Genomic DNA, 12,182 nt, shown 5'->3' with positions numbered 1-12,182 from the left:
ATTTTAGCATATATTTGGTAAATGCGCTAGTATTTAACGGTAAAGCCGTCGTAGAACGACGGGGTTTCAGACCCAAAATTTTCGATGAAAAGACGGCACTGTTAGTGCCACTTAACACTGCTACTGGTAACTTAACACTGCCACTGGTAACTGCTCACTGCTCACTGCTCACTGATTGAGGGCTGGCGGTAGGTTCTTTAAATACTAACCTTAACAGGGGCGGAGCGATAAAGGTAGTCAAGATCACCATCATAATAATGGCCGCATCGGCAGCGGGGGATAAAGCGCCACTAGCAGCCCCGACTCCGGCAAAGACTAAACCCACTTCACCCCGGGGAATCATGCCAACTCCGATCGCCAAGCGATTGAGTTTTTCCTTACTGAAAACTGCTAACCCCGTCACCACTTTACCAAAAATAGCGACGACAATTAGGAAAGCGGCCAAGACTAATCCTTCTCGATTGGTGGGAATAGCGGGATTAAGGACACTTAAATCGGTTTTTGCCCCCACACAGACGAAAAATATCGGTACAAATAAATCGGCGATCGGGAACACTTGTTCTGCCAATTCCGATCGCTTTTCCGTTTCCCCTAGGACCAGGCCCGCGGCAAAGGAACCGAGAATCGCTTCTAATTGGATAACTTGGGCAATATAGGCAAGAATAAAGGCGAAAATCAGGGAAACTAAGAGCAATTGTCCTCTAGTTTTCATGCTATTAACTAATTGAACGTAAAAGGGGCTTAAAAAACGACCGATCAGGATCGCCCCCACCACAAAAGCGCTGGAACTAATAACTAGATAAATTACTTTGCTAATCTGCACTTCTCCGGTCTTCACCAAAGAAGCAACGACAGCGAGGATGATAATACCGAGAATATCATCGAGAACCGCTGCCCCGATGATAATTTGACCTTCTTTGGCCGATAACTGCCCTATTTCGGCTAAAACCTTGGCGGTAATGCCGATACTGGTAGCGGTTAAAGCTGCCCCGGCAAAAATAGCGGGAATGGTGGCCAGATGAAAGATATAGATTAAACCCAAAGTACCCACCAAAAAGGGAACCGCAACTCCCACCACTGCGACGACGGCTGCCTGCGGACCGACGCGAATTAATTCCTGCAAGTCTGACTCTAAACCGATCTCGAACAGTAGGATAATTACCCCCAATTCCGAGAGGACGGAAATCACCTCACTGGCAGCACTAAAAACGGCGGGAGATTGCTCCGGGGTGAGGGGGGAAGTGGATTGTAGGAAGTGAATTAGGAGAGAATCCTCGAATCCCGCTCCTCCTTCCGGAAAAACCAGTAATTTTAGGGCAGAAACCCCGATAATCACGCCACCGACTAATTCTCCTAACACGGGAGGCAAGTTCAATCGGACGCATATTTCTCCCCCCAGTTTACAGGCGAAATAAATAACGGTCAAACTCAGCAGCACGCAGGCTAAAACTAAGGCACTATCGGCAGTTTCGGCTGTAGCTGCTGCGGCTAACAGGGGAATGTTAAAACTCCAAGCGGAAGAAAGGAAAGGCTGTAGTATCATCGCTCGCTCAAAATTACTCTCAATACTCTAACAAGCTTGCGGCCTATTCAGTCATCCCTGATCAAAGTTTGCCGTTCTATTAAACTTACTCAAATCTACTCATGAGCAAATTTGAAGCTAATTTCCTGCTTCAAGGTAGTAGTGTCGGCACTATCTACTCCCCGGGCTGACACGGTGGAACTCACCGCCAAAGAAGCTAGATTGAGACTAGCGTTCAAGTCTCAATCACAAACAAAAGAGCATTGTTCACAATCAAAAACTCTTTCGGATAAAGATAGAGACTCTTTTTTGTATCCACAATTGGAACAGATTTTGCTACTGGGGAACCATCTATCAGCTACGATTAACTCCGTACCATACAACTGAGTTTTTTTGTTGGCTTTTGAAACTATTTCAATAACTTGAACCTCCTTCTGAAGTGCGGAATGTAGCCCTCTAAAATACCTCTGAGGGGGTTGCGGGCTTTTTCTTCTAATTTTTTACCTCGCACCCAAAGGACAGTACAAAATCCGAAGATAACTAGCCAAAATAGGGATATTGATTGCCATTCCCAAGATAGGCGATGATACAGGGCAAAAGAGGTAAACCCAAATACAATGGGAAACCAACAAAACCAAGGAAAAGCTAAAACCGACAAGAATCGCACCCATAGCCAATCTGTTTTTTCTTTAGCCCGATACCAAATCCCCAAACCAAAGCCAATAGCCGCAGCCCCAGCCCAAGCCACAGCCATAGCCACTCCAGCCCATTCCAAAGCCACAAGCATAGCCAAGACCGCAGTCCCAAGCATAGTTATCCAAACGCGCTCCCAATACCGATCCCAATGCCAATCCGAATACTGATACTGATCCCAATCGTGATCCCAATCCCCAATCACAAGCACAATATTACCCATCCCCAATACAGCCACAACCCAAACCCAAACCACAGCCGTAGCCCAATCTACAGCCCCAGCGAAAACCACAGCCACACCCATCACAACCATAGCCACATTCGTCACAACCACAGCCCCAGCCCTAGTCCTAACAGGATTATCAAACAAAGCTGTTATTCCTTCCCAAACTAGGTTTTTTCTGAGTAGCCGTTGCCATTCCCTGTAAAACGTCCAGGGTCCCAGTAAGCCCAATTTCATCAATAAAGTTGGCTCTGATTTATCTTCTTCGGTTATAATTTCTCGCCATAAAACTATCAAAAAAGACAGCACAACAGCAATTGTGATTGCCATCAAGCCATTAACCCAACTTTTTGGCTGACTGTACATGATAGCGAATATTTCAATTACAGATCCAAGAGAAAGCAAGAAGACAACAGTTAAAACAATTAGATATTCTCCGCCTTTTTTAAACTCGTATTCTATTTTTTTAAAAAGATTGCGCCAGTCGTTTCTTGTGGGGCGGCGGTAGTCGATTAAGCAAGACAATAATGTAAATTGTAATTCAGGTGTCAGACTATTAAATAAATATAACCAACGCTGCTTTGGAGTGATTTTATTTAAAACTCGATCAACAAACTCTATTTTAGCAGCTAAATTTTCAATTGAAACTGATTCCAATTCATTTTTAAAAGAACTTAACTGAGTCAGATCAATTTCATTTTGTAACTGAATCGCACATAAAGGAATGACTAACCGAGGATCGAGTTCAAAAGTGATTGTGGGAATATCATCAGCAGAGCTTTCAATAATGGCAGCAGCAATTTTCTTGACACTAGCAGAGAACTGCAAATTGCTTGAATTTTCAAAAGGTTGCCAAATCCAACTTAAGTCCGTCTCAATTACCTCTTGTGGTTTCCGCTTTTGTTTGACGGCTCGATTTTTTAGTCGGCGAATGAATCTGAATAGCATTAGTTTTCCTTCAGGATGGTGTGCGATTGCGTTCAGCTTGACTATCTTCTAACTGCTTCAAAAGTGCTGCAAGTCGATAACTTACTTTTCCGCTTAAGTTCGGATCTTCCTGCAATCTTTCAAGTGCCTCAGCCGCTTCTGGTATGGCAATTTTAACTAGGTCATCCATTGCTTCTATAGAGCCTTTTCGAGCTAAAGATTCTAGTTGATTAACTGCTAAACCTCCCATTCTGATTAAGGCTTCTCGCACTTCTATAAAATGGGGTTGATTGGGATCATAGTAAATAACTAATTGTTCTACTGCCTGAGGCAAATTAGTGGCAGATAAGGCTTTAGCCGCTGCTTTTTGGCTGGCTGAATTATCTAAACTATCAACTAAAAAATCAAATAATTCTTTCCCTCTAGGACGAAAATCAGCCGCTACTGAGCCAAAAGCATTACAAATTCCTTCATCGGTTCTCAATTGTGTCTTAAAATAATCTATAATCTCCTGAGCAACTTCTGGTTTTACTTCTTGATCACCTGCTAGACATTCAAATGCTGTCAGTGGATCTTGTTGATATACCGCCGCAATTAAATCCGTACTATTGTTTGCCAATCCACACCATAACTTAACAATTTCTAGCCAGTCGCTAGGAGCATTTTGCCATTTTTGAATTAATTCATCTTGTCTGTCTCTTAAAGCTGCTGCTACGAAATATTCTTGTAGAGTGAGATGGGGAAAATAATAACGCTCCCCACCATCAATGCGAAGCAATATTCCACTGCGTTTGACGATTTCATCAACGATAGAATTAGCCTCTTTAGGCTCTAGGTTTAATGAAGGTAAGACTTGTTTAACTTGTTCCCATACTTCGGAATCAAGAAGACTGCGGCGATCTTGCTGTTGTCGATTAGCGCTATCCTGAGCATAGAGTGCTAAATGTTGCAGAACTCGCCGCTTGTTGACACCACTATATTGATTAGGGATATTTCTTTCTTGATCGCGCAATTCTAATAAAACATCAGTAGCTTTAGTGTAAAATTCGGCCCGCGAATGAGGTAAAACGAAGGGAGTATCGGTATAGAGATAGGCGATGATTGTTAATAGTAGGGGATTCCGCGCCAGTGGCATAATTTTCGGTTTAGCTCGCAAGTTTTGAATCAATTGCTCGACTGACTTATCTGGCGGCATTTGCGACTTCCAAGCTTGCAAAAAGCGGCGCATTTGTTGGTCGCTAAATTCGTCAATCTCTAAAGTTTCTTCGGTAATATCGACAAACTCATTATTATAAACGGCCGTCCGACAGCTAATAATTACCCGACATTTTTTATACTTTTCTAGTTCTAAAAAGTCCTTAAGACACCGAACAACATGAGCGCGAACGCCACTACTAACCTCATCTAACCCATCTAAAAGCAGCAGCAAACGTCCGTCTTTTAAACTTTGAGAGACGAAGCGATTAGCTTTGGGAAAATTATGGCGATCGCAAGCTTCTACTAACTGTTGTTCTAACTTTTCTACTGTCAAATTAGCCTCATTGAGGCGGTTCAATTCTAGTAAAATTGGTACAGGACGATCTAATAAATTTTTGAATCTTCCTTCTGAATATAAAAGTGCTAGATATTTTAATAACATCGACTTCCCCGAACCAGGCGCACCTTTAACCACTAAGCGGCGGTATTTTTGCACCGCATTTTCTGCTTCAATCAAAGAGCGATCGCTCGCTTGAAAAGCTTTTAAAGAAACATAAATCTCCCGCATTTCTAGGGGACGATGAGGACGAAAAGGTATATTAAGTTTTTGATATTTATCAATTAATGCCTGTCGATACTTTTTGAGAGCAATATTTTCAAATAATGGCGTTCCAGCGAAGGTTTTATAAATCCATTTATTAATCACTTCTAAAGACTGATTGAGCCATTTTTTTAAGGTATCACTAATAACAGTCCCCAAAATACCACCGAAAACAAGAATAGCAAGCACAGGTATCCAGTCAGGATATTTATTAACATCATATTGTTGTTCATAGATATCCCATAATTGAGCCTGTGGAAAACAAGAAGCTTTAGAATTTGCCTCTTTATACAAATTTAAAATATCACCAATCGTCTTTTTCTTCTTATCAGTATTGAAAAAATTCCACCGGTCAGCTTTTGCATCTTGTTTTGCCCGATTTTGAATATCTCCCCTAAGTTGGTTACAGGGATTAGACGCAGGAGGCTTTTGAGTAGAAACAGGCAAAATTGTCCCCCACGCGACTGAAATTGCCAGCGCCAGGACAAAAATCATCAATAACTGCTGCTTTTTCCAGTGAATAGACTTCATTCTCCTTACCACTTCCTTGCCTTTTTCCCATATCCTAACTACCAATATAACACTAATTCATTAATCAGAAAAATTACTCAAAAAACTCTGTGTCCTCTGGGTCTCTGTGGTGAGCAATCAATTACTCAATCGACACTTTAGACATCTTCCACTACTTTTACCATTCCTTCTCGACCAACTTCTCCCAACTTTTCTCCCCAAACCTCCCAGCAATCTTCACAGGATTTTCCTACTCGTTCTTTGACGTTAATTCGGTAGTAAAAATGTGTTTCATTATCTCCCACTAATTCCCCCGGAAATATTTCCCAATTGGGACTAACTAACAGCAGGAGTTCGTTAATTGGATCGTAAATATCTACCTCTGGATGCGCTCTTTCGGCAATTCGCCTTAACTTGATATCTGGTAGATACATGAATTTAGGTTCACAGCAAGAATTGACCATCAGCCACAGACAACCTGGCCCCTCCACTCGGTAATTAACCCACGCAATCGCTGCTGCTATTTCTAACATTTTATCCAGCATTTCATCAGGAGTGGGTAAGTGTAAATCCACTCGCATTATCCAATCACAAGATTCCTTTTCAGTCATGATTTTATAACTCCAGATAAAACTTTTTCACTAACTAATGACACGAGCGGGTATTTAACGGGATGGTCTTGGATTTTAGAAGCTCTATATCTGTCAGCACTTGATAAAAATTAACCCATTACTTTAATAATAATAAACGCTGGGGAGATAAAGTAACAGTCCAAGGCAAAGCTTGCTCCTTAATTTCTAACCATTTATCCTTATATAACTCTGCTTGGATCTGAAAATCACGGTCGTGGTTGGAGGGTTGATTAAGTTTCAGATAGAGAGTCACCCGATGGGGTCCTTCAATGGCATCAGCTAACCAACAGGGAAAAGTATTAATATCGCTTAAATCTCGACCAAAAATAATTTGATGGGCGCGAATTCCCGTATGAGCTAAATAGTCGGGAATCCTGGAAACAGTGTGTAATTTAACATCCCAATCAATGGCTTCCAATTGTTGATTATTAATGATTACAGCACGGGAAAAATTCTTACAGCCCGTAATTTTTGCCAAACTAACACTATCTGGTCGCTCAAAAATTTTCTGTTTAGAATTATTAGCAATTGCCCGCCCTTTTTCCATAACTAATAAATTCTCGCATATTCGATAGGCTTCATCCATATTATGGGTAACAAAAATTGTCACGCCATCGTAATTACTTAAAGTTTTGATCATCTGACGTTCTAATTGAGCGCGTAGATGGGTATCAAGGGCAGAAAAAGGCTCATCTAATAATAAAGCTTCCGGACGACTAGCTAAAGCGCGAGCGATGGCGACCCGTTGCTGTTGTCCCCCCGATAATTGATGGGGATAACGGTTTTCCATGCCAAGTAACTGCACTAATTCTAATTGGTTGGCAATCTGCTGACGGATAATTTTTGTGGGTAACTTTTGCGAGAGACCAAAAGCGATATTTTCTGCCACGGTGAGATGGGGAAAAAGGGCATAATTCTGCACCACAAAACCGATACGACGCTGACGACTGGGGAGATTAATTCTCTTTTCGGAATCGAAGAGAATGCGCCCATTTAAGACAATACGACCCCTTGAGGGCGTTTCCACACCAGCCAGCGATCGCAAAATCAGGCTTTTTCCCGACCCCGAAGCTCCTAATAGTCCTAGGGGCTGATTTTGGCAGTTAAAAGTTACCGATAGGTTAAAACCGGGTAAATATTTCTCTATATCGACAAATAAGCCTATGTTATCTCTATAATGGGGATTTTCAGCTTCTAAAAGGGCAAAATCGCGACCCTCCCAGGGTTGCAGCCAGTCTTCCATCTCGTTAGGTTTGCTTTCTCCCGGTCGTCCTAATTGCTGTTTGCGTTGACTTTGCCAGAGATTAACGGCGATAATTCCCGATAGGGAGATTAATATGATGATAAACACCCATATCCAAGCCTCGGTCATCGCTCCTGCTTCCACAGCAAAGAAAATCGCCATCGGGATAGTTTGAGTTTGCCCCGGAATATTACCCGCTAACATCAAAGTCGCCCCAAATTCCCCCAAAGCGCGGGCAAAAGCTAGGGTTAATCCTGCTAATACTCCGGGGAAGGAGAGGGGCAAAAGTACGCGCCAGAATATTTTCCCTTCCGATGCCCCTAAAGTGCGGGCAACCTGTAAAAGATTGGCATCCACCTGTTCAAAAGCGCCGAGGGTGGTTTTGTACATCAGGGGAAAAGCTACCACCGTCGCGGTGATAACGGCGGCATACCAAGTAAAAACGATGCGAAAATTAAATAAGTCTAATAACTGTCCTAATAGTCCGTTTTTGCCGAATAGGAGCAGTAAAATGAAGCCTAGCACCGTCGGGGGCAAGATTAAGGGCGCGATGAAAACTCCCTCGATTAGGGATTTCCACCGTCCGCGATAGCCCAACATCCAATAAGCGGCGGCAATACCGAGAAAAAAGATGATTATCAGGGCAATGGTGGCGGTTTTCAGGGATATCCATAGGGGGGAAAAGTCTGGCATTGTTTATCTGGCTATTCCGAAGCCGAATTTTTCAAAAATGTTTTTAGCGGCTGTCCTGGTGAGATATTGGGCGAAAGTCTTGGCAGCTTGCGGGTTTTTACTAGCTTTGATTACAGCTATCGGGTAAATAATCGGGGAATGGAGATTATTGGCAGCCGTAGCCACTACTTTTATCCGGTCGGAAATTTTGGCATCGGTGATGTAAACAATGCCAGCATCGGCGTTACCAGTCTCTACGGCGGCGAGAACATTACGGACAGAGTTAGCAAAGACCAGTTTTGGTCTTATTTGCTCTAAAATGCCGAGATTTTTCAGAACTTCTTCGCTGTACTGACCGACGGGAACGCTGCGCGGTTCACCCACGGCAATTCTTTTGACATTACTGTTAGTCAGGGAACGAAAATCGCTAATTTTTAGGGTGTAATTCTTGGGAACGATTAAAACTAGGCGATTAGTGAGCAGGTTTCTTCTGGTACTTCTATCGATCAAATCAGCTTTTGCTAAAGCGTCCATTTGCTTAGTCGCGGCCGAGAGGAAAACATCGGCCGGCGCACCTTGTGTAATTTGCTGTTGCAAAGCCCCCGACGCACCAAAGTTATAGTTAACTTTAATGTTGCCATGGGCTTTTTCAAACCCCGGCTTGATTTCTTCTAGGGCATCTTTGAGACTAGCGGCGGCAGAAACTAGAATTGTCTGGGTTTGCGCGGTGGTGATAGTAGATGAAAAAAGGTTTATGCCTAGAGATAATAAGCAACTAAGGGCAATTGAGCCGATAAAAGCCCGAAAATATCGTCTTTTCATCAAGATTGATAGCAAGCGATCGATATTTAGGGTCTGCTGAAAAAGTTTTTCGGTGGGGGTTGGGGGTTGGGGGTTGGGGGATGGGGGATGGGGGATGGGTTTCTGATCACTCCCAGGCCTGGTACTTTTTGATTGACAAAAAGTCTAAAAGTCTTACCCAACAAGGTTTTTAGATTTATTCAGCAGACCCTATTTATACCTCTATCACAACCAATCCACCGCCCGAAATCTGTATCTAGGGTTTGCGGCAAAAAGTTTTTCGTGGGGTGTGGGGTGTGGGGATAAGTAGCTGGTTATAATTAAATTGAAGATGGCTCCCGCCTTAATCCCCCCTTAATTTCCCCTTAATAAGGGGGGTGTCTGACAATTTTTAACATCTACCCACTTAACATAAAATGACCTCGCGCGCTTGGAAGAAGACGGAAAAATCAGGGCAGAATTTGCTTACTAATAATTTTTCCCATCTTATCGAGATCATAGACAATTGGAACTCCCGTGATTAACTCCAAACCGGGGACTTCTTCTGGGCTAAGATTTTCTAAGGTCATAATCATTGCCCGCAAGGAATTACCGTGGGCTGCCACCAAGACATTATCACCCTGTCGGATATGGGAGAGAATACGACTCTGAAAAAAGGGTGCAACCCGGGCGACGGTGTCCTCTAAACTTTCACCTCCTGGAGGACGGGTAAAATAGGATCTACGCCATTCCTTAACCTGTGCCTCTCCGAATTTAGCGGCAGTTTCGGCTTTATTCAAACCCTGTAAATCACCATAATAGCGCTCGTCGATGGACTGACTGGGAAAAATCGGAATTTCCTGACTGGGATCACCATCGTACCGATCCCAGCCGTGCCAATCAGGATCATCACTATCGTGTTTAAAAATAGGGATTTTACCGGCGCGAATTTCATCACACTCAGTCAGACAAATTATTGCCGTTTCCATAGTGCGAATTAGGAGACTGGTAAAACAGACATCGATGGTGATATTGGCCTCTTTCAGTTTACAGGCAGCGATCATGGCTTCAGCACGACCGCGTTCACTCAAGGGAACATCGACCCATCCAGTGAATTTATTGGCCGCATTCCAAAGACTTTGGCCGTGACGAATTAATACAAGTTTTGACATGGGTTTTCTTGGGGAATGGGGAAGTGGGGAATGGGGAGATGGGGAAGTGGGGGAGACCACTTCGTACGCGTTGCGGGGGGAAGTGGGGTGTGGGGTGTGGGGTGTGGGGAGAATAAATAGAAATAATCTCCTATCTCCTATCTCCCGTCTCCTGTCTCCTATCTCCTGTCCCCTGACTCCCGACTCCTAGAACTTACGAAATCGTGTGAATTTTGAGGAAATTAGTGCCTTTAGTTTTCTGCATGGGAATTCCCGCCATAATCAGGATTTTATCGCCCGATTGCGCTAGATTTTTCTGAAGCAGAATTGATTCCGTTTGCTTTAACACATCCTCAAAGACAGACACCTGATGGTCAAGAAGAATCGGGATCACACCCCAGACTAGATTGAGACGGTGATAGACTCGTTGGTTGGGAGTCATGGCAATGACGGGAACCGAGGGACGTTCCTTAGAAGCCAGTAGCGAAGTGTAGCCAGAAGTGGTAAAAGTGACAATATAACGGAGATCAAGGGTTTGATCGATCGCCACTAAAGCCTCACTGAGAGCGTGAGTTTCATCGGACTGATTGGGGGGAACATTATCAAACTTCACATCCGCTTCCACATCATGGGCGATTTTGGCCAACATAGCCACTGCTTTGACGGGAAAATCTCCCACTGCTGATTCCCCCGATAACATCACCGCATCGGTTCCATCGATAATCGCATTAGCCACATCACTAGCCTCGGCCCGAGTCGGTCGGGGATTGTGAATCATGCTTTCTAACATCTGGGTGGCAGTGATGACGGGAATAGTTTTCATGTTGCAGAGTTTGATAATGCGTTTTTGCAACATGGGGACTTTTTCGGGACTTAATTCTACCCCCAAATCACCCCGGGCCACCATAATTCCGTCACATTCCTCGATAATTGACTCCAAATTTTCGATCGCTTGCGGTTTTTCAATTTTAGCTATCACTGGCACATCCGCATGATTTCTCTCGGCTAAAAATGCTTTAATCGCCTTGATATCTTCTCCTTTACGAACAAAACTCAGGGAAACCCAATCAACCCCCTGAGAAAGACCAAATTCTAGGTCTTGTTTGTCTTTTTCGGTCATGGAAGGTAAGCGCAAATTGAGATGGGGTAGATTGACTCCCTTGCGACTTTTGAGAATTCCTCCCTCCAACACTTGACATTTTAGGTCTTTTCCGTTAATTTCAACGATTTTTAGCTCTAATAAACCGTCATCAAGGAGAATTTGCTCACCTAGCTGTGCCTCCTCGGCCAGATAGGGATAATCGATCGCAACGGTGTTCGGTTCTCCCTGATACTCATCCATGGGTACAAGGGTGAGATAATCGCCGTTGTTGATGGTAATGGAACCATTGGGGAGATTACCAACGCGAATTTTCGGACCTTGTAAATCTTGCAGGAGAGTGATCGGATTGTCTAATTCTTGAGAAATTTGCCGTAAAAGGCTAACAACTCTCGCATGATCTTCGTAGCTACCGTGGGAAAAGTTTAGCCGCGCTACATTCATCCCCGCACCGATCATCTCCTTAAGGACTTCCGGCGAATTACTGGCAGGGCCGATCGTGGCTACGATCTTAGTTCTATGGGTAATAATTGACATGGAACCCTTATTGACCGAATCTTGGGACGATTACATGATATTCACTTTAGGTTAACTAACGGTGAAGCGGAAAACAAATTAAGCTTTTCCACAGACTTGCAATCGATCCAGATCCTCTCCTTCGCGGTCAGGAGTCAGTGATCAGTGATCGGATTTGCGTTTTCAGTCAATAGTATTAATACTAAATCTGTTGAGTATAGGCTACTTATGAGGATAGGCACTCATGCAAGAGGCACTCATGCAAAAGGAGGAATAGATAATCAGTCTTTAATAACTGGATTTAGTATAATTAGATAGTCAACAGCTTATCGAAAATTTGGGTTAAAACCCCGTCCTTTGAGGACGGCTTTAAGCTACAATGGAAAAAGCGATAACCAAGCTAAAAACTGAACCTT

8 protein-coding genes and 1 pseudogene are annotated in these 12,182 nt (G+C 43.4%); all 9 read right to left on the bottom strand.

Translation table 11 applies throughout. The annotated features are described in order from the left end of the window. Positions 1–154 precede the first annotated feature (154 nt). Positions 155–1,543: a cation:proton antiporter gene (locus BGL89_RS13295; protein ID WP_286826107.1), complete on the bottom strand. Its 1,389-nt coding sequence runs from the start codon at positions 1,541–1,543 to the stop codon at positions 155–157. A gap of 95 nt (positions 1,544–1,638) precedes the next feature. Beyond that, positions 1,639–2,019 (bottom strand): annotated as a pseudogene (locus BGL89_RS13290) (zinc ribbon domain-containing protein). After that, positions 1,932–3,386, bottom strand: coding sequence for a hypothetical protein (locus BGL89_RS13285; RefSeq protein WP_286826106.1), 1,455 nt, complete (start codon positions 3,384–3,386; stop codon positions 1,932–1,934). The pseudogene BGL89_RS13290 and the gene BGL89_RS13285 overlap by 88 nt, the downstream one beginning before the upstream one ends. A gap of 10 nt (positions 3,387–3,396) precedes the next feature. Further along, the gene (locus BGL89_RS13280) at positions 3,397–5,727 is read right to left on the bottom strand and encodes an NACHT domain-containing protein (RefSeq protein ID WP_353743937.1); all 2,331 of its coding nucleotides are present in this window, start codon (positions 5,725–5,727) and stop codon (positions 3,397–3,399) included. A 104-nt stretch (positions 5,728–5,831) separates the two neighbouring features. Then, positions 5,832–6,284 (bottom strand): hypothetical protein, encoded by a 453-nt coding sequence (locus BGL89_RS13275; RefSeq protein ID WP_286826104.1) that lies wholly within the window; start codon positions 6,282–6,284, stop codon positions 5,832–5,834. 118 nt (positions 6,285–6,402) lie between these two features. Next, positions 6,403–8,241 carry a molybdate ABC transporter permease subunit gene (modB, locus tag BGL89_RS13270; RefSeq protein WP_286826103.1) on the bottom strand — a complete coding sequence of 613 codons (1,839 nt, stop codon included), beginning with the start codon at positions 8,239–8,241 and terminating at the stop codon, positions 6,403–6,405. 3 nt (positions 8,242–8,244) lie between these two features. Beyond that, positions 8,245–9,042, bottom strand: coding sequence for a molybdate ABC transporter substrate-binding protein (gene modA / locus BGL89_RS13265; protein WP_286826102.1), 798 nt, complete (start codon positions 9,040–9,042; stop codon positions 8,245–8,247). Positions 9,043–9,470: 428 nt separating this feature from the next. Continuing rightward, complete coding sequence (locus tag BGL89_RS13260) at positions 9,471–10,172, bottom strand: 2,3-bisphosphoglycerate-dependent phosphoglycerate mutase (protein ID WP_286826101.1); 702 nt, start codon at positions 10,170–10,172, stop codon at positions 9,471–9,473. Between the two features lie 193 nt (positions 10,173–10,365). Further along, the gene (pyk, locus tag BGL89_RS13255) at positions 10,366–11,787 is read right to left on the bottom strand and encodes a pyruvate kinase (RefSeq protein WP_286826100.1); all 1,422 of its coding nucleotides are present in this window, start codon (positions 11,785–11,787) and stop codon (positions 10,366–10,368) included. Positions 11,788–12,182: the final 395 nt, after the last annotated feature.

This window comes from Microcystis sp. LSC13-02 (assembly GCA_002282935.1).
GTDB lineage: Bacteria > Cyanobacteriota > Cyanobacteriia > Cyanobacteriales > Microcystaceae > Microcystis.
The sequence above is the reverse complement of the archived record's forward strand: the minus strand, read 5'-3'. Positions and strand labels throughout refer to the sequence as shown.

What these genes read in the sequence shown, in the direction of transcription:
- pyk (WP_286826100.1), bottom strand. Translation starts at nt 11,787, where the DNA reads ATGTCAATTATTACCCATAGAACTAAGATCGTAGCCACGATCGGCCCT.
- BGL89_RS13285 (WP_286826106.1), bottom strand. Translation starts at nt 3,386, where the DNA reads ATGCTATTCAGATTCATTCGCCGACTAAAAAATCGAGCCGTCAAACAA.
- modA (WP_286826102.1), bottom strand. Translation starts at nt 9,042, where the DNA reads ATGAAAAGACGATATTTTCGGGCTTTTATCGGCTCAATTGCCCTTAGT.
- modB (WP_286826103.1), bottom strand. Translation starts at nt 8,241, where the DNA reads ATGCCAGACTTTTCCCCCCTATGGATATCCCTGAAAACCGCCACCATT.
- BGL89_RS13275 (WP_286826104.1), bottom strand. Translation starts at nt 6,284, where the DNA reads ATGACTGAAAAGGAATCTTGTGATTGGATAATGCGAGTGGATTTACAC.
- BGL89_RS13295 (WP_286826107.1), bottom strand. Translation starts at nt 1,543, where the DNA reads ATGATACTACAGCCTTTCCTTTCTTCCGCTTGGAGTTTTAACATTCCC.
- BGL89_RS13260 (WP_286826101.1), bottom strand. Translation starts at nt 10,172, where the DNA reads ATGTCAAAACTTGTATTAATTCGTCACGGCCAAAGTCTTTGGAATGCG.